This window comes from Kocuria sp. CNJ-770 (genome assembly GCF_001942375.1).
Taxonomy (GTDB): Bacteria; Actinomycetota; Actinomycetes; order Actinomycetales; family Micrococcaceae; genus Kocuria; species Kocuria oceani.
The window spans coordinates 1-24,592 of sequence record NZ_MKJW01000112.1 but is presented as its reverse complement, the minus strand read 5'-3'; the positions used below and the strand labels follow the sequence as shown (position 1 = coordinate 24,592).

At 75.3% G+C, this 24,592-nt stretch carries 17 protein-coding genes and 3 pseudogenes; 8 read left to right on the top strand and 12 right to left on the bottom strand.

Features of this window, described 5'->3' with window-relative positions:
• The 3 genes from BJF77_RS13570 to BJF77_RS13560 all read right to left on the bottom strand — a co-directional run.
• The coding region (locus BJF77_RS13570) for a thiamine pyrophosphate-binding protein (RefSeq protein ID WP_255396264.1) at positions 1–567 on the bottom strand (567 nt) is incomplete at its 3' end.
• A gap of 81 nt (positions 568–648) precedes the next feature.
• On the bottom strand, positions 649–2,847 hold the full coding sequence (locus BJF77_RS13565; protein ID WP_075872491.1) for a PhoX family phosphatase: 2,199 nt from the start codon (positions 2,845–2,847) through the stop codon (positions 649–651).
• A gap of 109 nt (positions 2,848–2,956) precedes the next feature.
• On the bottom strand, positions 2,957–3,979 hold the full coding sequence (locus tag BJF77_RS13560; protein WP_075872490.1) for an o-succinylbenzoate synthase: 1,023 nt from the start codon (positions 3,977–3,979) through the stop codon (positions 2,957–2,959).
• Positions 3,980–4,099: 120 nt separating this feature from the next.
• Here BJF77_RS13560 and BJF77_RS13555 point away from each other — a divergent pair, with 120 nt between their 5' ends.
• Entirely contained in the window at positions 4,100–4,951 is an 852-nt protein-coding gene (locus BJF77_RS13555; protein ID WP_075872489.1) for a phosphatase PAP2 family protein, read from the top strand.
• Here BJF77_RS13555 and BJF77_RS13550 read toward each other — a convergent pair.
• Positions 4,884–5,777: an MBL fold metallo-hydrolase gene (locus BJF77_RS13550; protein ID WP_047803208.1), complete on the bottom strand. Its 894-nt coding sequence runs from the start codon at positions 5,775–5,777 to the stop codon at positions 4,884–4,886. The two genes, BJF77_RS13555 and BJF77_RS13550, sit on opposite strands and share 68 nt — an antisense overlap.
• Before the next feature lie 40 nt (positions 5,778–5,817).
• Here BJF77_RS13550 and gluQRS point away from each other — a divergent pair, with 40 nt between their 5' ends.
• Positions 5,818–6,819: a tRNA glutamyl-Q(34) synthetase GluQRS gene (gluQRS, locus tag BJF77_RS13545; protein ID WP_047803213.1), complete on the top strand. Its 1,002-nt coding sequence runs from the start codon at positions 5,818–5,820 to the stop codon at positions 6,817–6,819.
• Here the strand turns inward: gluQRS and aceB are convergent.
• Together aceB and aceA are read right to left on the bottom strand one after the other, a co-directional pair.
• Positions 6,741–8,414, bottom strand: a complete 1,674-nt coding sequence (gene aceB, locus BJF77_RS13540) for a malate synthase A (protein WP_047803214.1) — start codon at positions 8,412–8,414, stop codon at positions 6,741–6,743. The two genes, gluQRS and aceB, sit on opposite strands and share 79 nt — an antisense overlap.
• Before the next feature lie 135 nt (positions 8,415–8,549).
• Positions 8,550–9,833 carry an isocitrate lyase gene (gene aceA, locus BJF77_RS13535; protein WP_047803209.1) on the bottom strand — a complete coding sequence of 428 codons (1,284 nt, stop codon included), beginning with the start codon at positions 9,831–9,833 and terminating at the stop codon, positions 8,550–8,552.
• A 171-nt stretch (positions 9,834–10,004) separates the two neighbouring features.
• Here aceA and BJF77_RS13530 point away from each other — a divergent pair, with 171 nt between their 5' ends.
• Complete coding sequence (locus BJF77_RS13530) at positions 10,005–11,486, top strand: helix-turn-helix domain-containing protein (protein ID WP_082157340.1); 1,482 nt, start codon at positions 10,005–10,007, stop codon at positions 11,484–11,486.
• Positions 11,487–11,637: 151 nt separating this feature from the next.
• Positions 11,638–13,134, top strand: a complete 1,497-nt coding sequence (gene putP, locus BJF77_RS13525) for a sodium/proline symporter PutP (protein ID WP_047803211.1) — start codon at positions 11,638–11,640, stop codon at positions 13,132–13,134.
• A gap of 79 nt (positions 13,135–13,213) precedes the next feature.
• On the opposite strand, the gene BJF77_RS13520 is transcribed toward putP, so the two are convergent.
• The 6 genes and pseudogenes from BJF77_RS13520 to BJF77_RS22765 all read right to left on the bottom strand — a co-directional run.
• Complete coding sequence (locus BJF77_RS13520) at positions 13,214–14,182, bottom strand: L-lactate dehydrogenase (protein WP_075872488.1); 969 nt, start codon at positions 14,180–14,182, stop codon at positions 13,214–13,216.
• Between the two features lie 180 nt (positions 14,183–14,362).
• Positions 14,363–16,351, bottom strand: a complete 1,989-nt coding sequence (locus BJF77_RS13515; RefSeq protein WP_139318583.1) for a penicillin-binding transpeptidase domain-containing protein — start codon at positions 16,349–16,351, stop codon at positions 14,363–14,365.
• A 224-nt stretch (positions 16,352–16,575) separates the two neighbouring features.
• Complete coding sequence (locus BJF77_RS13510; protein WP_238986146.1) at positions 16,576–17,538, bottom strand: CoA ester lyase; 963 nt, start codon at positions 17,536–17,538, stop codon at positions 16,576–16,578.
• A gap of 296 nt (positions 17,539–17,834) precedes the next feature.
• Positions 17,835–20,522: pseudogene (gene hrpB / locus BJF77_RS13505) on the bottom strand (ATP-dependent helicase HrpB).
• 129 nt (positions 20,523–20,651) lie between these two features.
• Positions 20,652–21,194, bottom strand: a complete 543-nt coding sequence (locus BJF77_RS13500) for an alpha/beta fold hydrolase (RefSeq protein WP_369821413.1) — start codon at positions 21,192–21,194, stop codon at positions 20,652–20,654.
• 101 nt (positions 21,195–21,295) lie between these two features.
• A pseudogene (locus BJF77_RS22765) lies at positions 21,296–21,460 on the bottom strand (alpha/beta fold hydrolase); the annotation flags it as partial.
• Positions 21,461–21,631: 171 nt separating this feature from the next.
• Between BJF77_RS22765 and dhaK the strand changes: the two are divergent.
• The 4 genes and pseudogenes from dhaK to BJF77_RS21910 form a co-directional block, all read left to right on the top strand.
• The gene (gene dhaK, locus BJF77_RS13495; protein ID WP_075872492.1) at positions 21,632–22,633 is read left to right on the top strand and encodes a dihydroxyacetone kinase subunit DhaK; all 1,002 of its coding nucleotides are present in this window, start codon (positions 21,632–21,634) and stop codon (positions 22,631–22,633) included.
• Positions 22,633–23,265, top strand: coding sequence for a dihydroxyacetone kinase subunit DhaL (gene dhaL, locus BJF77_RS13490; protein WP_075872487.1), 633 nt, complete (start codon positions 22,633–22,635; stop codon positions 23,263–23,265). The genes dhaK and dhaL overlap by 1 nt, the downstream gene beginning before the upstream one ends.
• Positions 23,262–23,900 (top strand): annotated as a pseudogene (dhaM, locus tag BJF77_RS21915) (dihydroxyacetone kinase phosphoryl donor subunit DhaM); the annotation flags it as partial. The gene dhaL and the pseudogene dhaM, both read left to right, overlap by 4 nt.
• Positions 23,901–24,079: 179 nt before the next feature.
• A partial coding sequence (locus tag BJF77_RS21910; RefSeq protein ID WP_304440999.1) for a phosphoenolpyruvate-utilizing N-terminal domain-containing protein occupies positions 24,080–24,592 on the top strand: 513 nt, incomplete at its 3' end.

Here is a 24,592-nt window from a genome sequence, read left to right as displayed (position 1 = left end):
CCCGGCGAGGCGGGCGGGGACGTCGCGGTCCTCGGGCAGGAGGTCGAGGGCGGCGCGCACGTGCTCGCCGAAGGGGCGGGCTCCGCCGGGCCCGCGGCCGGTGAGCGCGGCCAGGGGCCCGGCGAGGCGGGCGGGGACGTCGCGGTCCTCGGGCAGGAGGTCGAGGGCGGCGCGCACGTGCTCGCCGAAGATCCCGGGCTGGCGGGTGGTCTGGTTGGCGCCGGTGCCGCGCAGCTCCGGCGGGCGGTCGGCGGAGAGCACGACGAGGGGCACCTCGGCGTGGTCGGCCTCCATGACCGCCGGGAGCAGGTTGCCCACCGCGGTGCCCGAGGTGGTGACCACCCCGGCCGGGCGGCCGGTGGCCCGGGCGATGCCGAGGGCGGTGAAGGCGGCGCCCCGCTCGTCCACGCGCACGTGCACCTCCAGGGCGCCGGCGGCGTGGGCGGCCGCCGCGGCGTAGGCCAGGGGCGCGGAGCGGGAGCCGGGGGCGACGACGAGGTGGCGCATCCCGGAGCCGACGAGCTCCTCGAGGACGGCGCGGGCGGTGTCGAGGGACGGTGTGGTCACAGGAGACCAGGGTAGTCCCGGGAACCGGACGGTCCCGTCCCGCCGGGCAGCGGGACGGGGACCGTCCGGTGCGGAGGTCGCTCAGTAGGAGCGGGCGGCGGTCCGGGCCGCGGCCTTGGTCTCCGCGGTGGCCTTGCCCTTGTAGCCGCGGTAGCGGGGCCCGCGCTCGCCGTTCTTGCGGCGCCGGCCCGCGTTGCGCTCCCGGCCGGGCCGGTCGGAGATCGCCCCGGGGAACTCGGGCTCCCCGTCGCGGCCCACGGGGAAGACCTGGGCGACGGAGGGGCGCGGGAGCGCCCACTCCCCGTCGCCCTGCCGGGTGGGCACGACGTAGTCCGGGAAGTAGGAGCGGGGCTCCTCGAACGAGCCGTCCTCCCCCGGGTGCTGCACGGCCACGTAGACCATCCGCTCGCGGTCGTGGACCACCGGGCCGCAGCACTCGGCGTCCTGGGGGACGGCGAGGAACTGCTCCACGTTCCCGCGCTGGCGCCCGGTCAGGCCCACCTTGTACATGCCGTCGTTGTATCCGATCGTGCCCGGGGCGCCGTCGGTGGTGATCCACAGGTTGCCCGCGGAGTCGAAGGCGAGGTTGTCCGGGCAGGAGATCGGGGAGACCTTCTGCGCCGGGTAGCCGGAGAAGTAGGTCGACGCGTTCTTCGCGGGGTCCCCGGCGACCAGCAGGATGTTCCAGTCGAACTCCAGGGCGGCGGCGCGGTTGTTCCGCTCGGTCAGCTCGATGACGTGCCCGTCCCGGTTCTGGGTGCGGGGGTTCGCCTCGTCCGGGCCGGCCTTCCCGGCGGTGCCGCGCTGGGTGTTGTTGGTCAGCGCCACGTAGAGCTTGCCGGTCAGCGGGGACGGCTCGACGTCCTCGGGGCGGTCCATCTTGGTGGCCCCGGCCTTGTCCGCGGCGAGGCGGGTGAAGACCAGGACCTCCTCCACGGACATGCCCTCCACGACCGACTCGCCGTCCACGACCAGCGGCAGCCACCGCCCGGAGCCGTCGAACGCACCGTCGGAGGGCAGCCGCCCGGAGCCGTCGATCTCGGCGGCGGTGTCCCCGGTGAACTGCGCGACGTAGAGATTGCCCTCGGCGAGCAGGGTCATGTTGTGCGCCCGGTCACCCTCGACGTACTTCTTGGCGGAGACGAACTTGTAGAGGTAGTCGAAGCGCTCGTCGTCGCCGGAGTAGGCGACCACGGTGCCGTCCTCGGCCACGCGCACGTTGGCCCCCTCGTGCTTGAAGCGGCCCAGGCTCGTGTGCTTGACCGGGGTGGAGGACGGGTCCTGCGGGTCGATCTCCACGACCCAGCCGAAGCGGTGCGGCTCGTTCTCGTAGCCGGGCAGGGTCGAGTCGAAGCGGGGGTCCACCTCGTGCCAGCGGCGGCTCGGGTCGTCGGTGGAGATCCCGTAGCGCTTCTGCTCGGCGGAGCCGTTGCCCTTGAAGTACTGGTTGAAGTTCTCCTCCCCGGACAGGACGGTGCCCCACGGGGTGGTGCCGCCGGCGCAGTTGTTCTGCGTGCCCAGCACCACGGTGCCGGTGGGGTCGTCCCGGGTCTTCAGCAGGTCGGACCCCGCGGCCGGGCCGTCCACCGCGAAGGGGGTGCTCAGGGTGATGCGCCGGTTGCGGCTGCCCCCGCGCACGTAGGACCAGGGCCGGCCGGGTCCGGTGCGGGCGATCTCGACGACGGACATCCCGTGCGCGGCCATGGCCACGCGGGCCACGCGCTCCAGGTCCCCGAGCTGGTCGGCCGGGAACATGTTCGCCTCGTTGGTGTACTCGTGGTTGTTCACCAGCACGCCGGTGCGGCCGCCGCGGTCCTGCAGGATGTCCAGGTAGTCCGAGTTGTACCCGAACTGGCTCGCCTGCGCCTCGGGGGTCTGCTCCAGCGGGTCGAACTCCGGGGAGTCGGTGAACAGCGGGTCGCCCCAGCGGATGATCGGGGACCAGTCGTAGCCCTCGGGCACGGTCAGGTCGTCCACGGTGTTCGGGACGGGGGCGATCGGGGTGAAGGACAGTCCGGAGCGGCCGCGGCCGTGGGCCTGGACCGCCTCGGGGGTGGCCCCGACGACACCGACGGTCACGGCCGCCGCGGCGCCCAGCCCGAGAGCGGAGCGGCGGGACAGGGCGGCGCTCGCGATGTCCCGGAAGTAGCCGTTGCCGGAGGTGTTGCACTCCGGGCCGGCGCAGGCGTTGCCGCACTTCAGCTGGCAGGTGAGAGGACTGCGCTTGCCGCGGGCGTGGCCCAGCATGGGAAGGAGGGGGCGCTTGGCGATGTCGGTCATGGCTCTCCCAGGGGATCGGTTCCGCGGGGCGACCGCGGGCGGGGAACGGGTGCTCCGCCACTGCACCACCGCTGCGTGAGGCGTGGGGGGTGCCGAGGGAAAGCCCGCATTAACGGGCGGTGACGCCCCGGGGCCGCGACGCGGCGGCGTGCACCCGGCGCACCCGCTCCAGCCACCACCGGCGCCGGTCCGCGGGCACGGCCCGGGCCGCCAGCAGCCCGGGGTCCGGGACGGCATCCCGCAGCTCGAGCGCCCCGTCCACCGGGCGCAGCGGCTCGAACAGGACGTCCTCGCGCATGAGCGAGACCGTGCCCAGCCCGCACGCGTACGGCAGCTCGGGCAGCGCGGCGGCGAGCGCCAGCCCGGCCCGGATGCCCACCGAGGAGTCCAGCGCGGAGCTGACCACCACGGGCAGCCCGGCCTGCGCCACCACGTCCAGGGCCCGGCGCACCCCGCCGAGCGGGGCGGCCTTGACCACGAGCAGGTCCGCCGCCCCGGCCCGGGCCACCGCCAGGGGATCGCTCGCCCGGCGCACGGACTCGTCGGCGGCCACGAGCACCGGCACGCCGCGGTCGGCGAGCCCCTCCCGCACCGCGGCCAGGCCGGCCACGGTGGGCACGGGCTGCTCCGCGTACGCGAGCCCGTGCTCCCCCAGCCGCTCCAGCGCCGCGAGCGCTGCGGGCACGTCCCAGCCGCCGTTGGCGTCCACCCGCAGCTCCGCGTCCGGGAGCCGGGCCCGCACCGCCGCGACGCGGGCGGCGTCGTCGTGGAGGTCCTGGCCGCGCTCGGCGACCTTGACCTTCACGGCGCGCACCCCCGTCCCGAAGCGTGCCAGCACCTCGGGCACCCGGGCCGCCGGGACGGCCGGCACCGTGGCGTTGACCGGGATCCGGGTGCGCCGGGGCGGAGGGAAGCCGTGCCACGCGGCCTCGACCGCGGCGCGCAGCCAGGCTGCGGCCTCGGTGTCCCCGTACTCGGGGAACGGCCCGAACTCGCCCCAGCCGGCCGGCCCGCGCAGCAGCATCGTCTCCCGCACCTCCACCCCCCGGAAGCGCACGCGCATCGGCAGGGCGACGACGTGCGCGCCGGCGAGCAGCTCGTCGAGCGGGGGCAGGGGCGCGGGCTCGGTCATGGCCACCAGCCTAGGCGCGGTTGCTCAGGCCGCACCGATCCGCCCGTGGAACAATGAGGGCTCCGCGGGCGCGGACCCGGCCGCACCGGCACACCCGCCCGCCCGACCACCAGGAGCCCCATGACCACGACCGCCCACCACCGTCCGGCGCCGACCGTCCTCCAGGCGCTCGCGCACGTGCTCGGCGCCGTCCTGCTGTTCGGCGGCGCCGTGGCGGTGGGCGTCGTGGCGCTGACCACCCCGACCGGCCAGTGGCTCGACGAGCTGGCCCTGCGGCAGGCCACGGGCGCGTTCCCCGGTCTCTCGGACCGGGCCCGGGAGCTGCTCGACCTCCTCCCCTGGGCGGTGGGGGTGGTCTCCGCCGTGTGCCTGGCCGTGCTCGTCGCGCGGTCCCGGCGCCTGGCCCCCGCCCTGACCGGGGCCGCGGTGGTGGTGCTGTCCAACCTCACGGTCCAGCTGCTCAAGCGCGTGCTCGTGGAGAAGCCGGACCTGGGCATCCAGGAGGCGGCCGGCAACTCCTTCCCCTCCGGGCACACGGCCGCCGCGGCCGCCGCCGTGGCGGTGGTGCTGCTGGCCGCGCCGGCCAGGTCCCGCCCGTTCGTGGCCCTGCTCGGGGCGGCGGCGACGACCGCGACCGGGATCGCGACCCTGCTCAACGGCTGGCACCGGCCCTCCGACGTCGTGGCCTCCCTGCTCGTCGTGGCGGGGTGGGCCGCGCTGGGCGGGCTGGTGCTGCGCGTGACCGGCCCGGTGGAGCGCCCCGCGCCGGCGGGGGCCTGGTCGCGCTGCCTGGCAGTCCTCGGCGCCGGTGCGCTGGCGGCCGGGCTGCTGCCGCTGTGGGCCGCGCTGCGGGTGCCGGGCGGCGGCTGGGCGGCGATGGCCGGCTGCGCGGCGATCCTGGGGGTCAGTCTGCTCGCGGCGGCGGCCCTGGCAGGGCTGCAAGCGCCGCGGTCGCGGCGTCCTCGACCCTGATCCGTTCGAGCCGGTCCAGGAGGATGCGCGCCGCACCGGGGTTGTAGGGCAGGCGGAACATCGAGGCCGTCACGGGCCGCAGGCCGTCCGGCTGCGCGGCGGCGGCCTCGCTCGCGTCCACCCGCTCGATCGCCGTGCGCATGGTCTGCGCCAGCTGGAGCACGAAGCCGCGCTCCACGGGGTGGCCGTGGCCGGGGACGAAGACCCGGTACCGGTCGAGGGCGGCGAGGTGCTCCAGGGCGGTGGCCCAGCCCCGCGGATAGGAGTCGTCGAAGCTGGGGTCGGAGCCCTGCTCCACGACGTCCCCGGTGAACACGACGTCGTCCACGCCCACGCACACGTCGTTGTCGGTGTGCCCGCGCCCGAGCGAGAAGAGCACGGCGCCGCGCTCGCCCAGGTCCACCCGGGTCAGCGCCGGGCGCCGGCCGGTGCCCGGCAGGTGCCGGTTGGGCACCACCAGGCGGGTGTCCGGGCCGTCCGCGGCGGCCATCTCGGGCTCGTGGGTGCCCACGTAGGAGCGCTGGTAGTCGCCGTGCTCCTGGATCGCCTCGGCGCAGCCGCGGTGGGCCCAGAACTCCTCGGCGCCGTCGCGCTGGAACACCGCGTTGCCCATGAAGTGGTCGTAGTGGGCGTGGGTGTTCACCACCGTGAGGGGCAGGTCCGTCAGCGAGCGCACGGCCCCGAGGATCTCCCGGGCCTGGCGGGGGCCGGCCCCGGTGTCGACCACGAGGGCGCGGCGGGTCCCGAGCACGAGACCGGAGTTCAGTCTCCAGTTGTCCGTGCTCACGGCGAAGACGCCGTCGCGGAGTTCGTTGATGCGGGCCACCCTGCCAGGGTACCGACCGGCGCTGTCTATCCTGGCACCCATGACCACTTCCTCCTCCGGGGGTGCGTCCGGAGGCGCCGGCCGCTACGCGCCGTCCCCCTCCGGGGACCTGCACCTGGGCAACCTGCGCACGGCCCTGATCGCGTGGGCCGCGGCCCGCTCGAGCGGGCGGCGCTTCGTGCTGCGCATCGAGGACATCGACCGGGTGCGGCCGGGCGCGGCCGAGCAGCAGCTGGCCGACCTCGCCCGTCTTGGACTGGACTGGGACGGCCCGCCGCTGCTGCAGTCCACGCGCGAGACCGCCCACCGTGCTGCGGTCGCGGAGCTGACCGCGGCGGGGCGCACCTACGAGTGCTACTGCACGCGCCGGGAGATCCAGGCGGCGGCGAGCGCCCCGCACGGGGCGCCGGGCGCCTACCCGGGCACGTGCCGGGACCTCGGGGACGCCGAGCGCGCGCGCCGCCGCCGCGACCGGCCGCCGGCGGTGCGGCTGCGCGCGGACGTGCGCTCCCGCACGGTCGTGGACCGCTGGGCCGGCCCGTACACGGGTCTGGTCGACGACTTCGTGCTGCTGCGCAACGACGGGCGGCCCGCCTACAACCTCGCGGTGGTCCTCGACGACGCCCACCAGGGCGTGGACCAGGTGGTGCGCGGCGACGACCTGCTGCCCTCGACCCCGCGGCAGGCCTATCTGGCGGCGGTGCTCGGTCTGCCCGAGCCGCAGTGGGCCCACGTGCCCCTCGTGCTCACGCCGGAGGGCCGGCGGCTGGCCAAGCGCGACGGTGCCGTGACCCTCTCGGAGCTCGCCGCGGCGGGCCACGGCGCGCAGGAGGTGCTGGCGTGGATGGCCGCCTCGCTGGGCCTGCCCGGCCCGGTGCGCACGGCACAGGACGTCCTCGCCGTCTTCGCCGAGGACGTCCTGCCGCGCGAGCCGTGGGTGGTGGACCCCTCGGACTGGGCGCCTCAGGCGCGGACCCGGGACCGCGGACCGGCCTCCTCCGGGGCGTGCGGGTCCTCGGGCTCGGCCAGGAACCGCTCGTAGGCCGGGGTCGTCAGGAACGCCGGGTAGTCCTCGCCCAGGGCGACCTCCTCGAAGACCGAGCGGGCGTCGTCGAAGCGGTCGCCCTCGGCGCGCTCGATCCGCCCGAACTCCTCCTCGACGAGCTCCTGCACCCACTCCCGGGTGATCTCCTCGCCGTGGTCCGTGATCGCCCGGGAGTTCACCCACTGCCAGATCTGGGAGCGGGAGATCTCCGCGGTCGCGGCGTCCTCCATCAGGTGGTGGATGCCGACCGCGCCGTTGCCGCGCAGCCAGGCCTCGATGTAGCGGATCCCGACCTCGATGTTGTTGCGGATCCCGGCCTCGGTGATCCTCCCCTCGGCCGAGGCGATGTCGAGGAGCGCCTTGTCGTCGGGCACCACGTCCTCCCGCCGCCGGTCGAGCTGGTTGGGCCGGTCGCCCAGCACCTCGTCGAAGACCTCCCGGCACACGGGCACGAGATCGGGGTGGGCCACCCAGGACCCGTCGAAGCCGTCCTGGGCCTCCCGCGTCTTGTCGGCCCGCACCTTCTCGATCGCGGCCCGGTTGACCTCCTCGTCGCGGCGGGACGGGATGAACGCGGCCATCCCGCCGATCGCCATGGCCTGCCGGCGGTGACAGGCCCGCACGAGCTGCTCGGTGTAGGCCCGCATGAACGGCTGGGTCATGGTCACGGCGTCGCGGTCGGGGAGGATGAAGCGCGGCCCCCGGGTGCGGAAGTTCTTGATGATCGAGAAGATGTAGTCCCAGCGTCCGGCGTTGAGCCCGGCGGCGTGCTCGCCGAGCTCCCACAGGATCTCCTCCATCTCGAACGCCGCGGTGATCGTCTCGATCAGGACGGTCGCCCGGATGGTGCCGTGGTCCGCGCCGAGCATGGACTCGGCCCGGGTGAAGACGTCGTGCCACAGCCGCGCCTCGCGGTGGGACTCGGTCTTGGGCAGGTAGAAGTAGGGGCCCAGCCCCAGCTTCTTGAGCCGGCGGGCGTTGTGGAAGACGTAGAGACCGAAGTCCACCAGCGCCCCGGCGATGGGCTCGCCGCGCACGGACAGGTGCTTCTCCTCGAGGTGCCACCCGCGGGGCCGCACCACGATCGTCGGGTTGGCCCGCGGGTCCTTGTTCTCCAGGGCGTATCGCTTGCCGTCCGGGTTGGTGAACTCGATGGTTCCCTCGAGGGCGTCGATGAGGTTCAGCTGGTTGGTGACCACGTTGGTCCAGTGCGGGGTGTTGGCGTCCTCCATGTCGGCGAGCCACACCTGGGCCCCGGAGTTCAGGGCGTTGATGGTCATCTTCCGCTCGGTGGGCCCGGTGATCTCGACCCGCCGGTCCTCCAGCCCCGGCGGGGGCGGGGGGACCCGCCAGCAGTCGTCCTCGCGGATCCTCGCGGTCTCGGGCAGGAACCCGGGGTCGGTGCCGCGGGCGATCGCCTTGCGCCGCTCCTCGCGGGCGGCCAGCAGCTCGCGGCGGCGCGGCTCGAACTCGCGGTGCAGGGCCGCCAGGAAGCCCAGCGCGTCGGGGCTGAGCACGCTGTTCTGCCGGGGCACGTGGTGACCGGTAAGGGTCACGCCGTTGATCGTCACGGGATCGCTGGTCATGGTCATCATGGCTGGCTCCTCGCCTGGGAGATGTCCTGGAAGAGATGTCGGGGAAGAGATGCGGAGAAGAGGGTCGGGCAAGAGGTCGGGCGGGGGGCCGGGGACCCGCCCGGGTCTCCGGCCGCCGTGCCCGCGGTCGGCTCAGAACTGGGCGGTCTCCGTGGAGCCGGCCAGCGCCGTGGTGGAGGACTGCGGGTTGAGCACGGTGGAGACCAGGTCGAAGTAGCCGGTGCCCACCTCCCGCTGGTGCCGGGTGGCGGTGTAGCCGCGCTCCTCGGCCGCGAACTCCCGCTCCTGCAGCTCCACGTAGGCCGTCATCTGGTTGCGGGCGTAGCCGTGGGCCAGGTCGAACATCGAGTAGTTCAGCGCGTGGAAGCCGGCGAGGGTGATGAACTGGAACTTGAAGCCCATCGCGCCCAGCTCCCGCTGGAACTTCGCGATCGTGGCGTCGTCCAGGTGCTTCTTCCAGTTGAAGGACGGCGAGCAGTTGTAGGCCAGCATCTGGTCCGGGTGCTCCGCGTGGATGCCCTCGGCGAACTGCTTGGCCAGCTCGAGGTCCGGGGTGCCGGTCTCCATCCACAGCAGGTCGGCGTACGGGGCGTAGGCGTTGCCGCGGGCGATGCACGCCTCCAGGCCGTTGCGCACCTTGTAGTAGCCCTCCGCGGTGCGCTCACCGGTGACGAACGGCTTGTCCCGGTCGTCGACGTCCGAGGTGATCAGCGTGGCCGCCTCCGCGTCGGTGCGGGCGATGATCAGCGAGGGGACGTCGGCGACGTCGGCCGCGAGCCGGGCCGCGCTGAGCGTGCGGATGTGCTGCTGGGTGGGGATGAGCACCTTGCCGCCCAGGTGGCCGCACTTCTTCTCGGAGGCCAGCTGGTCCTCCCAGTGCACGCCTGCGGCGCCGGCCGCGATCATCGACTTCATCAGCTCGTAGGCGTTGAGCGGGCCGCCGAAGCCGGCCTCGGCGTCGGCGACGATCGGGACCAGCCAGTCCTCGACGGTGCGGATGCCCTCCGAGTGCTCGATCTGGTCGGCGCGCATCAGCGCGTTGTTGATCCGCCGCACGACCGCCGGGACGGAGTTGGCGGGGTAGATCGACTGGTCGGGGTAGGTCTGGCCCGCGAGGTTCGCGTCACCGGCCACCTGCCAGCCGGAGAGGTAGATGGCCTTCAGACCGGCCTTGACCTGCTGGACGGCTTGGTTGCCGGTCAGGGCGCCCAGCGAGTTGACGAAGTCCTCGGTGTGCAGCTTCTGCCACAGCTGCTCGGCGCCGCGGCGGGCGAGGGTCTGCTCCTCCTGCACGGTGCCGCGCAGGCGGACGACCTCCTCCGCGCCGTACTCGCGGGTGATGTTCTGCCAGCGCGGGTCGGCGTCCCACTCCTGGCGGATCTCGTCGGCGGTCTTGGGGGCGTTGGGGTAGGACATGTCAGCTCCTCGTCGAGTGGTCCACGGTGGTGCGGCGGTGGTGCGAAGGGATTCGTGGGTCCCCGGAAGTTCGCGTCTTCCTGGTGACACACACCACTGTGCGCCCTGATCAACCCCGATGGACCCGGATTTCTCCGCGAACTTTCCGGATTTTTCGCATACCATGAAGAAGTGACGACCAGTGCGTGGGGCTACGAGCAGCCGGCCTCGGACGAGCAGCCCCGGACCACCGACCTCATCGGCCTCGGCCGGCGCATCCGGTCGCTGCGCAAGGACCGCGGCCTGACCCTGGCCGAGCTCGCCGGACGGGCCGGCACGGCCGCCTCGCAGCTGTCCGTGATCGAGAACGGGCGGCGGGAGCCGCGGCTGAGCCTCCTGCAGCGGCTCGCCGAGGTCCTCGGCACCAGCGTGGACGCGCTGCTCGGGGCCGAGCCCGCCAACCGGCGGGAGGCCCTGGAGATCCGGCTCGAGCGCGCCCAGCGCTCCCCGTTCTACGAGCAGCTGGGCCTGCCGACGGTGCGCGTGAGCTCGGCCCTGTCCACGGAGGTGCTCGAGGCGCTCGTGGCCCTGCAGGACCGCCTGGCCCAGGCGCTGGAGAAGAACTCGGCCACCCCGGAGGAGGCCCGCCGGGCCAACGTGCAGCTGCGCCGGCTGATGCGGGAGCGGGACAACTACTTCCCGGACCTCGAGCAGGCCGCCAAGCAGCTGCTGACCCTGGGCGGGTACTCCTCGGGGCCGGTCTCCAACTCGGTGATCTCGGAGATGGTGGGCAAGCTGGGCTACAGCATCCACCACGTCACCGACCTGCCCCACTCCACCCGCTCGGTCACCGACCTGCTCAACCGGCGGATCTACCTGGTGCAGAGCCCGCGGGCGGACCACGACCCCCGCGCGGTGCTGCTCCAGGCGGTCGGCCACCAGGTCCTGGGCCACGAGCCCCCGAAGGACTACGCCGAGTTCCTGGCCCAGCGGGTGCAGGCGAACTACTTCGCCGCGGCGGTCATGCTCCCCGAGGACCAGACCGTACCGTTCCTGCTCGAGGCGCAGAAGAACCGCGATCTCTTCCTGGAGGACCTCAAGGACCGGTTCGCCGTCTCGCACGAGACGGCGGGCCACCGCTTCACGAACCTCGCGACCCGCCACCTGGGCATCCGCACCCACTTCCACAAGGTGCACTCGTCCGGGGTGATCCACAAGGCCTACGAGAACGACGGGCTGGCGTTCCCCACCGACCACACCGGCGCCATCGAGGGGCAGATCTCCTGCCGCAAGTGGTCCGGGCGCACGGTGTTCGACCAGCCCAACCAGTTCACCGCCTTCGCCCAGTACACCGACACCCCCTCCGGCACCTACTGGTGCTCCACCCGCACGGAGCTCTCCGGCCAGGGCACCTTCTCGATCGGCGTGGGCGTGGCCTTCACCGACGCCCGCTGGTTCCGCGGCCGGGACACCCCGCACCGCACCGTCTCCACCTGCCCGGACCCCTCCTGCTGCCGGCGCCCGCCGGAGGACCTGAGCCGGGTCTGGGCCGGCCACGCGTGGCCCAACACCCGGGCGCACTCCCACGTGCTCGCCGCCCTGCCGGAGGGGGCCTTCCCGGGCGTGGACGAGCGCGAGGTGTACGAGTTCCTGCAGGCCCACGACGGCGGCTGAGCCGCCCCGGCGCGGGCTCCGGGCGGTCTGCCTATACCCGTAGTAGCTGGTCAGTGACCGGGAGCACGCGTAAAGTGCTGTGGGACCTCCGACCCACCCACCCTCCTGGACGCTGCGCTCCACCGGGCCGGCGCCGGGCGGAAAGGACGCCATGACCCAAGAGATATCCCAGACGATCGCGATCGTCATCTACTTCGCCGCCATGATCGCGATCGGTCTCTACGCCAACAGCCGGACCAAGAACCTCGACGACTACATGCTCGGCGGGCGCAACCTGAAGCCCGGCGTGGCGGCACTCAGCGCCGGGGCGTCCGACATGTCCGGCTGGCTGCTGCTCGGCCTGCCGGGCGCGGTGTTCCTCTCGGGCCTGGTCGAGGCGTGGATCGCCGTCGGGCTGATCCTCGGCGCGTGGGTGAACTGGAAGTTCATCGCGCCCCGGCTGCGCTCCTACACCGAGGTCTCGCACAACTCGATCACCATCCCGTCCTTCCTGGACAACCGGCTCAAGGGCGGGACCCGGATGCTGCGCATCGTCTCCGGCCTGATCATCCTGGTGTTCTTCACCTTCTACGTCTCCTCCGGCATGGTCGCCGGCGGGCTCTTCTTCCAGTCCTCCTTCGGCTCGACCTACCACGCCGGGCTGCTGCTGGTCGTGGGCGTCACCATCGCCTACACCCTCTTCGGCGGATTCCTGGGCGCCACGTACACCGACGTGGCCCAGGGCGTCCTCATGTTCATCGCCCTGCTCATGGTCCCGGTCGTCGGGATCGTCAACGTCGGCGGCTTCGGCCAGATGGCCGAGAACATCACCGCAGTGAACCCGGACGCCCTCTCCATGGTCTCCGGAGCCACGGTCCTCGGCGTGATCTCGGCCCTGGCCTGGGGCCTGGGCTACTTCGGCCAGCCGCACATCATCGTCCGCTTCATGGCCATGCGCTCCCCCGCCGACGCCAAGACCGGCCGCCGGATCGGGCTGACCTGGATGGTCCTCAGCGTCATCGGGGCGATCGCCACCGCCCTGGTGGGCCTGGCCTACTACGGCAACCGCCCCGACGAGAGCCCCACCGACCCCGAGTCCGTGTTCCTGGACCTCGCCCAGGTCTTCTTCCACCCCGTTGTCGCCGGATTCGTGCTGGCCGCGGTGCTGGCCGCGATCATGTCCACGGTCTCCTCCCAGCTCATCGTCTCCTCCTCCGCCCTGGTGGAGGACCTGTACAAGCTGACGGTCAAGGAGACCCCGTCCGAGCGCAAGCAGGTCTGGCTGGGCCGCGCGGGCGTGGCCGCCGTCGCCGTCGTGGCCACCTTCCTGGCCTGGGAGCAGAACAACACGATCCTCGGCCTCGTGGCCTTCGCCTGGGCCGGCTTCGGCGCCTCGTTCGGGCCGATCGTGATCCTGTCCCTGTTCTGGCGCAAGCTCACGAACCTCGGCGCGATCACCGGCATGGCCCTGGGCGCGGTCACCGTGTTCGTCTGGACCGTGACCCCGTGGGCCGACCTCTACGAGATCATCCCCGGCTTCATCGTCTCCCTGGTCTCCGCCATGCTGGTCTCGAAGGCCACGTACCGGCGTGACGAGGACGTCGAGCGCGAGTTCGACGAGGCCGTGCGCCTCACCCACGCGGCGCAGGACGAGATGTCCGCGCGCTGAGCACCCGCACTGCACGATCGGGGCCCGTTCCGCCGGAACGGGCCCCGACGCCGTTCCCGGGGCGGTGCCCGCGCGCGGGTCAGTACCCGATCGAGGCGAGAGTCGCCCGGATGGCCTCCGCCGAGCGCTGCAGCATGGCCTGCTCCTGCTCGTCCATGGGCACGACCAGGCGTTCGACGACGCCCTGCCGCGCGACGATCGAGGGCACCGACAGGGCGACCCCGCTGATCCCGCGGTAGTCCTCCAGGACCGTGGACACCGGCAGCACGGCGTGCTCGTCGCGCAGCACGGCCTCGGTCACCCGGGTCGCCGCGAGGCCGATCGCGTAGTTGGTGGCGCCCTTGCCCTGGATCACCGTGTACGCCGCGTTGATCGTCCGGTGGGTGATGTCGTCCAGCCGCTCCTCGGTGAAGGGCCGGCGTCCCTCCACCGTCCAGTCCCGCAGGGGGATCTGCCCGATGTTCGCGTTCGACCACAGCGGGAACTCGGTGTCCCCGTGCTCGCCGACGATCGTGGCGTGCACGCTCGTGGTGGACACCCCGCCCTCCTCGGCCAGCAGCCAGCGCAGCCGGGACGTGTCCAGCACGGTCCCCGAGGCCATCACCCGCCCCGGGGGCAGGCCGGTGAGCTTCTGCGCGATCACCGTGAGCACGTCGCAGGGATTGGTGACCAGCACGTACACGGCCTCGGGCGCCTGCTCCACCAGCCGCGGCATCAGCGTCTCCAGGATCTGCGCGTTGGCGCCCGCCAGCTCCATCCGGGTCTGGCCCGGCCGCTGCTTGGCGCCGGCGGTGACGAGGACGAGGTCGGAGCCGGCCAGCACGGCGACGTCGTCCGAGCCGGTCACCCGCGAGCTGGGGGTGAACATCGCCCCGTGGGCGAGGTCCAGGCCCTCGGCGCGGACCCGGTCCCCGGCCAGGTCGTAGAGGGCGACCTCCTGGGCGACGCCCTTGATCAGCGCCGCGTAGGCCAGGGACGAGCCGACGGAGCCGGCGCCGACCACGCCGATCTTGGTGCGCGCGGAAGGAGTGGGAACGGTCTCGGGCACGGGGAGCTCCTGAGGGTCGGCGGTCTGCGGCGGCGGACGGGACGTCCTCCCCCATCCTCCGCCAGCGGGGCGCGCGCCGGAAGGGCTCGCCCCGCGGGTCGTCCCCGCACGCATCGCCCCCGCATGCGTCGTCCCTGGACGCGCGGGCCTGCCGGCGCGGGCCGGCACCCCCGAGGTCCCTCAGCCGGTGCGGGCCGCGGAGGCGGCCGCCAGGAAGTCGCGCATCAGCGGTCCGCCGGTGATCGAGCCGAGACCGCCGTCCTCGACGAAGACCGCGACGGCCAGGTCCTCGTGCTCGGCGATCACCCACGAGTGGGTCCGGGGCGGGTCCTCGTCGCCGAACTCGGCGGTGCCGGTCTTGCCGATCGCGGTGTCCGGCTCCAGCTCCTGCAGCACCTCCAGGTGCCCGGAGGAGACGACGGCCCGCATCATGGTGCGCAGCTGCTCCGCCTCCGGGCCGGTCAGCGGCTCCGCGGGACCGGGCCCGGTCGTGGCGGCGTCGTCGAGCAGGCCCTCGGTGGTGACCAGCCGGGGGGTCACGAGCTCCCCGGCGGCGACCGAGGCCGTCAGGTTGGCCATGGCCAGCGGCGAGACCAGCGTGCGCCCCTGCCCGAACATCGCGGCGGCGTGCTGGGCCGGCTCCTCCTCCGCCGGGACGGCGCCGGTGAACACCGGCAGCCCGAGGTCCGTCTCGGCGCCGATCCCGAGGGACCCGGCCGCGGCGGCCAGCTCCGCCTGGCTGACCCGCTCGTGCTGGTCCACGAACGCGGTGTTGCAGGAGTGGGCGATCGCCTCGGTGAGCGTGATGGTGCCGGTGAACTCGGGCGGATAGGACTCGACGTTGTCGACCTGCACGCCCGCGGCGGTGGTCGAGGGCGGGCACTGCACCTCGGTGCCGGGCGTGTCCCCCTCGCGGAGCATGCTCAGGGCCGTCACCACCTTGAAGGTGGACCCGGGCGCGTACTGGCCCAGCAGCGCGGTGGAGTAGCCCTCCGACCCCGGGCCGTTGGCCGACGCGACGACCTCGCCCGTGGAGGGCCGGATGGCCACGATCGCGGACGGGGACTCGATGCCGGTCAGGAGTTCCTCGGCGGTGGCCTGGAGCCCGCGGTCCAGGCTCACCGTGACCGGTTCGCCGGCCTGCGCGGGGACCTCGAACAGCGGCTCGCCGGCAGAGGCCGGCCCGCCGTCGGCGCCGGGCACGACCTCCTCGACCACCACGCCGGGGGTCCCGCCCAGCCGGTCGTCGAACTGCTCCTGCAGGCCGCCGCGGCCGACCAGCGCACCGGTGGCCAGGTCGCCGCCGGAGGCCTCGAGGTCCTCGGCGGTCGCCGGGGCCACCGCGCCCAGCAGGTCGGCGGCGAAACCGCGGGAGGGTGCCAGCGGCAGCTCGTCCTCGACCACGAGCAGCCCCGGGACGGCGTCCATCTGCTGCGCGTCCAGCTCCCGGAAGTCCTCCAGCCGCAGCGGGACGGCCTCGACGAACGCCTCGGGCCCGGCCTGCTCGACGGCCTCGGCGTAGGCGTCGGCGTCGATGTCCACGGCCGCGGCGAGCCGGCGGGCCGCCGCGGCGGGCTCCGCCCCGTCGAGCTGCGACCGGTCGATCCCGACCCGGCGGATCGGGCGCTCCGTCACCAGGGTCTCCCCGTCCGCGCCGAGGATGTCCCCGCGGTCGGCGGCCACCGTCCGGGCGCGCAGGGCCTCGCCCTCCTCCAGCCCCGGCCGCACCACGCCGGGTGACCACTCGGGGACCCACTCCCCGCCCGCCGAGCGGACCAGGGGGAGCACGGCGTCGTACGCCCAGTCCCGGTCCGTGCCCGGCAGGTCCCAGGACCAGGCCAGGGTGGCCTCCCGCCGGTCCTCCTGCCCGGTGTCCTCCACCGTCGTGACCTCCACGGACGCGGTGGCCTCGCCCAGCCCGGCGGTGGCCTCCTCGTACTGCTGCTGGGCGAAGGGCCCGGCGACGGCGCCGAAGCCCAGGTCCTCGACGCTGCCCGCGGTCAGCGCCGCCGCGACCCGTTCGGCGCTCTCGCGCCCGTCGTCGGCGGTGAGCGCCGCGCAGCCGGACGCCAGGAGACCGGTGCCCAGCGCGAGCGAGAGGGCCGCGGCCCGGCGGGCGGCCGGGGGTCGCGGAGCGGGGCGGGCGGTGGAGGACCGGTGGGTGCGCACCGCCCAATCTAGCGGGGCGGCCCGGGTCGGACCGGGACCGCTCGTCGCGAGGGGACACGGAACACCGGCCGGCCGGGTCGCGCCGAGGACGGACCGGGTCGCGGCGGACGGCGGACGGACCGGCGGGCGCCGTGTCTGCACGGCACCCGCCGGTCCCTCGGACGCGCGGCAGGGGGTGCGCCGCCGCGCGCGGTCGGGCCGGTGGCCGGCCCCTCACCACCGGGTCAGCAGTGGTACGTGTCGGTCGGCGCCTCGAAGTGGACGTCGTAGCCCTCGGGCACGCTCAGGCCGAAGGCCCCGGCGAGACCGAGGATCTTCCGGGCGCGGGCGAGCCGGGGCAGGTCGGAGCCGTTGCGGATCTCCCCGCCGTCGGCGTCGAACTCCTGCAGGAACTCGGTGGCCCAGGACAGCTCGGACAGGGAGGGGCTCAGGCCCTCGTTGACCGTGGCCGCCTGCTCGGGCATCAGGCACAGCTTGCCGGTCATGCCGAACTCCAGGGTCACGGACGTCGCCTCGGCCAGCTTCGGGCCGAGCGCCCCGACGGCGGGGCCGTCGATGGGCCCGGGCAGGTTGGCGGCCCGGGAGGCGATCGTGAACTGCGAGCGCGTGTACGCCAGCGTCAGGGGGTTCTCGCCGAAGCCCGTGTCGCGGCGGAAGTCGCCGAGGCCGAAGCCGAGCCGGTAGGTGGACCGGGCCCCGGCGATGGCCTGCAGGTGCTGCACCCCGCGGGCGGTCTCGACGAGCGCGACGATCTTGGTGTCCTTGAGCAGCTCCGCGGTGCGGGTCACGTGCTCGGGCGACTCGACCATGGCCAGCATCACCCCGTCGAGGCCGCGGACCCCGGCGAGGGCGCGGAGGTCGTCCTCCCACCACTGCGTGCCGAAGCCGTTGACGCGCACCCAGGCGTGCTGCTGCGCCCCGTGCTCGTCGCGGGCGTCCAGCCAGCTGATCACGTTGCGGCGGGCGCGCTCCTTGTCCTTGGGCGCCACGGAGTCCTCGATGTCCAGGACGACGACGTCGGCCGCGCTCCCCGCCGCGACCGCGAAGCGCTCGGCCTGGGCGCCGTTGACGAGCAGCCAGGAGCGGGCGAGCTCCGGGCCGACCGCCGGCGCGGCGACCTGGGGAGCCAGCGGCGAGGTGGTGGTGGTCGAGGTCGTCGTGGTGGACTCGATCGAGGTGGCAGTCATGAGTGCGTACCCATTCCGTGTGGCGCAGCGTGCTGCGGTGCGACAAGCGAGCCGGGGCGCCCGAGCCGGGGGTCGGGGGCTGCCCGGCGGAACCGTGACCGGTGGCGGTCCCGCGGGAACGATGGCGTCGCGGGGGTCCGTCCGGTGCGTGCCTCGGGCCGGGGGTCGCGGAGTGGGCGAACCGGTCCGTGCGCGCTGGATCGACGCGCTCGGCAGGTGCGGTGGCCCCACCGTAACGCAGATCACACGGTGGCGCCAACCGCGCGGCGCCCACCGTGCGGCGCCGACCGTGCGGCTCAGGCCCGGCGCGTCGTGCGGGCCGTGGCCGCCGCGGACCACGGGTCCTCGGGCCACGGGTGCTTGGGGTAGCGCCCGCGCATCTCGCCCCGCACCTGCCGGTAGGGCCCGGACCAGAACGAGGCGAGGTCGTCGGTGACCGCCAGGGGCCGCCCGGCCGGGGAGAGCAGGTGGAACAGCACCGGTGCCCGCCCGCCGGCGACCGCGGGCGTCTCCGCCCAGCCGAAGCACTCCTGCAGCTTCACGGCCAGCACGGGCCGGCCCGCGGGGTCGTCGGCCGCCGGGTAGTCGATCCGGACCCGTGACCCGCTGGCCACGGTGAGTCGCTCGGGGGCGAGCTCGTCGAGGCGGCCGGCCTCCGGCCACGGGAGGAGCCGGCGCAGGGCCCCGGCGAGGTCCACGGGCCCGCCGGCGGCGAGGGTGTCCAGCTCGGGGGCGAGCCACTCGTCGAGCCGTGCCCGGAGGGCGTCGTCGGAGACGTCCGGCCAGGGGGCGCCGAGCCGGTGGTGCAGCAGCGCCAGCCGGCGCCGGAGCCCGTCCGCCGCCCCGGACCAGGCGAGCAGGCCCGGGCCGTGCTCGGCCAGGGCCGCCCGCACGGCCTCGCGGGCCGCCGCGGGGCCGGTCGCACGGGGGTGGCGGAGAGCTGGATCGCCCCGAGGGCGCGGATCCGCCGCGCGCTCACCCGCCCGCCGTCGTACCGGGTGTCCACCGCGTCGGTGAGCAGGTGCTCGGCGCACCGCTCGGCGGTCTCCCGGTCGAGGGCGGCGGCGGTCCGGACGACCGCGCCCGTGCCGGCGGCGGCCCGCCCGGCGGCGCGGGTGGCCTCGGCGACGGCCAGCCACTCGTGGGCGGCCAGCGGGCTGCCCTCCGGGAGGCCGGCCCGGGTGCCGGAGGCGAGCAGCCAGGTGCCGCCCGACCGGTGGGCGATCCGCTCGGGGAAGGCCAGGGCGAGCACCGCGCCGGGCACCAGCTCGCGAGGCACGGGGTCGGCGGGCACAGGGTCGGCGGGCACGGGGTCGGCGGGCACCGGCGCGGGGTGCTCCGCCCGGACCCGGTCGCGGCTCTCTGCGACCTCGGCCCGGTCGGTCCCGGCGTCTCCGGTGCTCGCCGCGCGGGCGGCGCGGCGGAGCCGGTCCGTCTCCTCGGCCCACCGCCGGGCGCCCGGGGCGCGCCCCGAGCGCAGCCCGGCCAGCAGCCGGGCCAGGTCGCCGTCCGGGGCCCGGTGGTCGTCGGCGAGGGCCGCCACCACCTCGGCGGCGGCCCGCTCCCCCACGAGGCGGGAGCCGGCCAGCAGACCGCGGGCGAGCCGGGGTCGGCCGGCACCCGGGCGAGCGCGCGTCCGGCCGCGGTGGCGCGGCCCTCGGCGTCGATCGCGCCGAGCCCGCGCAGCACCGCCTCCGCCTCGGCGAGGGCGGTGGGCGGGAGCGGATCGGGCAGGGCCAGGCCGCGCCCGCCCGGGAACCCCAGCAGGCCAGCAGCAGGGCGGCGCCGGTGAGGTCGGCGGCGGCGACCTCCGGGGTGCCGTGGGCGGGCATCGCCGTCCACGTGCGCTCGTCGTAGCAGCGCACCACGGTGCCGGGCCCGAGCCGGGCCGCGCGCCCGGCCCGCTGCTCGGCGGAGGCGCGGGAGGCGGCGACCGTCACGAGCCCGGTCATCCCGCGGGCCGCGTCCCGGCGGGGCTCCCGGGCGAGCCCGGAGTCCACCACCAGGCGCACGCCCGGGACGGTGAGGGAGGACTCGGCCAGGGCTGTGGCCACGACCGCGCGCGGGGGCCCGCCCGGCGCGCGCCCGGCCGTGGCCCGGTCCTGCTCGGCGGCCCCGACCCGCCCGTGCAGCTCGAGGACCTCGGTGCCGGGGGCCTGCTCCCTGCAGCTCGAGGACCTCGGTGCCGGGGGCCTGCTCCCGCAGCCGGCGGGCGACCTGGGCGACCTCCCACGCGCCCGGAAGGAAGACCAGGCGTCGGTGCCGGGACCCGCGGCCAGGGCCCGGGCGTGGGCGGCGGCCGCGGTGCGGGCGAGGTGGTCGAGGAACTCCGGGCGCACCCCGCGCTCGTCGGTGCGCCGGCCGTGGCCCGGGGCCCACTCGACGCCCAGCGGGTGCAGGACGGCGGGGCTGTCGACGACGGGCGCCGGTCCGTCCCGGCCCAGCAGGGCCGCGAAGCGGGCGGCGTCCACGGTCGCGGACATCGCCGAGAGCACCAGGTCCTCCCGCAGCTCGCGCAGCTCGGCGAGCATCCCCACGAGCAGGTCCGTCTCGAGGCCGCGCTCGTGCACCTCGTCGAGGACCACGGCGCCGGTGCCGGGCAGCTCGGGGTCGTGCAGCAGGCGGCGCAGCAGGATCCCGGGGGTCACGAACTCCACGAGCGTGCCGGGCCCGGTCCGCCGGTCCCCGCGCACGGTGTGGCCCACGAGCCCGCCGACGCGGGTGCCGGCGAGGGAGGCGAGGCGCCGGGCGGCGGCACGGGCGGCGACCCGGCGCGGCTGGGTGACGACGACCCGCGAGGGGCCGGTCCCGCGCTCGTGCAGCAGCACGGCCACCAGCGGCGGCACCAGGGTGGTCTTGCCGGACCCGGGCGGGGCCTGGACCACGGCGGCGCCGCCGGCCAGGGCCGCGCGCAGGGCACCAGCGGCCCCGGCCACGGGCAGGCCGGCGCCGACGGCGTCGAGGTCGAAGGGTGCGGGGCTCACGTCCCCAGTGTGGCACCACGGCCCGGACGGCCGGAGCGGACGGCAGGGGGACCGGCCGGGGCGGACCACCGGGCCGGACGGCCGCGCAGGTCCCGGGGCGGACCGGGCGGCGCGGCGCCGGCCCGGGGGTCAGGCCTCCGTGTGCGCCAGGAACCCGCGCAGCACCTCGACGAACTTCTCCGGCTCCTGCGAGTGGACCCAGTGGCCGGCCTCGCGGATCGTCACCCGGTGCGCCCGGGGGAACAGCTGCCGCATCCGCGGTGCGTGCTCGTCACGGACGTAGTCCGAGCGCCCGCCGGCCACCCACAGCACCGGCCCCTCGTAGACGGCCTCCCCGGTGTCCGGGAAGCCGCCGATGGCGTCCAGGCTGGACCGCAGCAGCTCGAGGTTCGGCTCCCACGCGAGCCCGTCCGGGCCGCTGCGCAGGTTCTGCAGCAGGAAGCTGCGGGTGGTGTCCCACGGGATGGGCTCCTTGAGGGCCTCGTCCGCGTCCGAGCGGCGCTGCACGGCCGTCAGGTCCACGGCCGCGAGGCTGTCCAGCAGGTGGGCGAACTCCCCCTCCCCGCCCCCGGAGCGGGTGGGCGCGATGTCGACCACGACGAGCCGGGAGACGAGCTCCGGGTGGCGCAGCGCCAGCACCATGGCCACCTTGCCGCCGAGGGAGTGCCCCACGACGGCGACCGGGTCTCCCGCGGCGAAGTCCTCCCGGAGGCCGCGGCCACGGAGTCGGCCATCTGCCGGTAGTCCACCCGGTCCGTCCAGCCGGACCGGCCGTGGTTGGGCAGGTCCACCAGCAGGCTGCGGAAGCCCGGTTGGAGGTCCTTGGCGATCCGGGTGAAGTTCTTGCCCCGGCCGAACAGGCCGTGCAGGAAGACGATGCGGTCACCGTCGTCCCCGACGCGGGTCGTGTGCAGGGTGCTCGTCCGGAAGTCAGCCATCCTCCGAGCTTAGGGTCTCCGCCGCCGCAGGCCCGCACGGCGGGAGGACAGCGCGGCACCCGGGGCCGGCCGCCCGGAGCACGGCGCCCGCGTGGCACGCCGTCGACTCAATGCCCCACAGTGGCCCCGAACTGTTGTCACGGCCACCGGCGGAGTGGTCCGATAGTGCACATGAAGAAGCTCATCAACGACCCGGCCGACGTCGTCCGGGAGGCCCTGCTGGGCATGCAGGCCGCGCACGGGGACCGCCTGCGCGTGGACCACTCCAACCGCGTCGTCTTCCGGGCCGACGCCCCCCGGCGCGGCAAGGTCGGGCTGGTCTCCGGGGGCGGCTCCGGGCACGAGCCGATGCACGGCGGGTTCGTGGGCCCGGGCATGCTCGACGCCGCCTGCGCCGGGGAGGTGTTCACCTCCCCGGTGCCGGACCAGATGCTGGCCGCGACCCTCGGCGTGGACGGCGGCGCCGGCGTCCTGCACATCGTGAAGAACTACACCGGCGACGTCATGAACTTCGAGATGGCCGCCGAACTCGCCGCCGAGAACGGTGTCGAGGTGGTCTCGGTCGTCACCGACGACGACGTCGCGGTGCAGGACAGCCTGTACACCGCCGGACGTCGCGGCGTGGGGGTGACCGTGCTGCTGGAGAAGATCGCCGGTGCGGCGGCCGAGGAGGGCCGTCCGCTCTCCGAGGTCGCCGACATCGCCCGGCGGGTCGACGAGCAGGGGCGCAGCATGGGCATGGCGCTCACCTCCTGCACGGTCCCGTCCGCGGGGAGGCCGACCTTCGAGCTCGACGAGAACGAGATCGAGGTCGGCATCGGCATCCACGGCGAGCCCGGACGGGAGCGGCGTCCGCTCGCTCCCGCGCGGGAGGTCGCGGCCATGCTCGTCGAGCCGGTCCTCGCCGACCTGCCCGCGGCCGACGGCGCCCCGGTGATCGCGCTGCTCAACGGCATGGGCGGCACCCCGCTGATCGAGCTGTACATCATGTACGCCGAGGTGCAGCAGCTGCTGGAGAAGGCCGGCGTCCCGGTCGCCCGCAGCCTGGTCGGCAACTACATCACCTCGCTGGAGATGGCCGGCTGCTCGGTGACCCTGCTGCGCGCGGACGACGAGCTCGTCCGCCTGTGGGACGCCCCGGTCAACACGCCCGGCCTGCGCTGGGGCATGTGATGCCGGAGGTCACCGCCGAGGGGCTCGAACGCTGGTTGCGGCGGTTCGCCGACGTCGTCCACGACCACGCCGCGGAGCTGACGGAGCTCGACTCCGCCATCGGCGACGCCGACCACGGCAGCAACATGGACCGCGGCATGCGCGCGGTCGTCGGCGCGCTGGACGGCGGCGCCGCCGGTGCCCCCGACGCGCTCCTGAAGAAGACCGGCATGACCCTGGTCAGCACCGTCGGCGGGGCCAGCGGCCCGCTGTACGGCACGTTCTTCCTGCGGGTCGGCGGCGGGCTGGCCGGTGGGCAGGCCGTCGACGCCGCCACGCTGGGCCGGGCGCTGCGGGCCGGGCTGGAGGGGGTGGTCGCCCGGGGCAGGGCCGAACCGGGCGACAAGACGATGGTGGACGCGCTGGCGCCGGCCCTCGACGCGTACGACGCGGCGGTGGCCGGGGGCGCCGGCATCGCCGACGCGCTGTCCGCGGCGGCCGACGCGGCGGAGGAGGGCTGCGCCGCGACGATCCCGCTCGTGGCGCGCAAGGGCCGGGCCAGCTATCTGGGGCCGCGCAGCGCGGGCCACCAGGACCCGGGCGCCACCAGCACGGCGCTGCTGCTGCGCTCCGCGGCCGACAGCCTGCCGTGATCGGCATCGTCGTCGTCTCGCACAGCCGGGCGCTGGCCGAGGCGGCCGTCGAGCTGGCCTGCGAGATGGTCGACGAGCGCCCGCCGATCGCCCTGGCGGCGGGCGCCGGTGACGGGTTCGGCACGGACGCGGCCGCGGTCGCCGAGGCCATCACCGCCGTCGACGCGCCGGACGGCGTGCTGGTGCTCCTCGACCTCGGCAGCGCCGTGCTCAGCGCGGAGATGGCGCGGGAGTTCCTGCCGCCCGACGTCGCCGAGCGGGTGCGCCTGTCACCCGCTCCGCTCGTCGAGGGGCTGGTCGCCGCCGTGGTGACGGCGGCCACCGGCGCGCCGCTGGACGCGGTGCTCGAGGAGGCCGGCCGCGGACTGGCCGCCAAGCAGGACCACCTGGGAGAGGCGGCGGACCCGGCGGCGTCCGGGACGCCGGCGCCGCCCGCGGCACCCGAGGTCGTCGCCGAGCTGCCCGTGGACACCCCGCACGGCCTGCACGCGCGCCCGGCCGCCCGGCTGGTCGGGCTCGTGCGGGCCGCCGACGCGACCGCCGCGGTCACGAACCTGCGCACGGGCCGCGGTCCGGTCGACGCCCGCAGCCTGTCCGGGCTCGTGACGCTCGCCGTGCGGCAGGGCGACCGGCTGCGCTTCGAGGCGTCCGGGCCCGGGGCCGAGTCGTTGACCGAGGCGGTGCGGGCGCTGGCCGCGGACTCCTGGGGCGACCGGTCCCCCGGCCCGGCAGCCCCCGCGGCCCCGGACCGGAGGGCGCGCCCACGCCGCCCGCCGCCGGGTCGGGCACCGACGTCGCCCTCGGCCCGGCGGTCGTGCGAGGCGGCGCGATCGACCTCTCCGGCTACCGGCCCGGCGATGCGGCCGAGGAGCGGCGGCGCTCGGACGCCGCCGTGGCCCGCGCCCTCGCCGAGCTGGCCGCCCTGCGCCGGTCCGCCGCCGGCGGCCCCGGCCCGGCGGGCGCCGTCCTCGAGGCCCACGAGGCCCTGCTGGCCGACCCCGAGCTGGCCGGCGCGGTGGCCGCCGACGTCGCCGCCGGCGCGGCCGCGCCCACGGCGTGGGGGGACCGGCTCGCCGCGCTGGGCGGGGAGCTCGAGGCGATGGACGACCCCTACCTGCGGGCGCGCGCCGAGGACGTCCGCAGCGTGCGGCGGCGGGTGCTCGCCGCGCTGGCCGGACCCGGCGCCCGGACGAGGCGGTCCCGGCGGACGGTCGCCCGTGGTCCTCGTGCTCGCGGGAGCTCGACGCCGCGACGGCGGCGACGCTGGACCCGCAGCGGGTCGCTGGGCGTCGCCGCGCTGGCGGGCGGGGACACCGGCCACGGCGTC

Bases quoted from the DNA above. Each gene is read 5' to 3' on its own strand.
- BJF77_RS13565 (WP_075872491.1), bottom strand. From the start codon at position 2,847: ATGACCGACATCGCCAAGCGCCCCCTCCTTCCCATGCTGGGCCACGCC.
- BJF77_RS13560 (WP_075872490.1), bottom strand. From the start codon at position 3,979: ATGACCGAGCCCGCGCCCCTGCCCCCGCTCGACGAGCTGCTCGCCGGC.
- BJF77_RS13555 (WP_075872489.1), top strand. From the start codon at position 4,100: ATGACCACGACCGCCCACCACCGTCCGGCGCCGACCGTCCTCCAGGCG.
- gluQRS (WP_047803213.1), top strand. From the start codon at position 5,818: ATGACCACTTCCTCCTCCGGGGGTGCGTCCGGAGGCGCCGGCCGCTAC.
- aceB (WP_047803214.1), bottom strand. From the start codon at position 8,414: ATGACCATGACCAGCGATCCCGTGACGATCAACGGCGTGACCCTTACC.
- aceA (WP_047803209.1), bottom strand. From the start codon at position 9,833: ATGTCCTACCCCAACGCCCCCAAGACCGCCGACGAGATCCGCCAGGAG.
- putP (WP_047803211.1), top strand. From the start codon at position 11,638: ATGACCCAAGAGATATCCCAGACGATCGCGATCGTCATCTACTTCGCC.
- BJF77_RS13510 (WP_238986146.1), bottom strand. From the start codon at position 17,538: ATGACTGCCACCTCGATCGAGTCCACCACGACGACCTCGACCACCACC.
- dhaK (WP_075872492.1), top strand. From the start codon at position 21,632: ATGAAGAAGCTCATCAACGACCCGGCCGACGTCGTCCGGGAGGCCCTG.
- dhaL (WP_075872487.1), top strand. From the start codon at position 22,633: ATGCCGGAGGTCACCGCCGAGGGGCTCGAACGCTGGTTGCGGCGGTTC.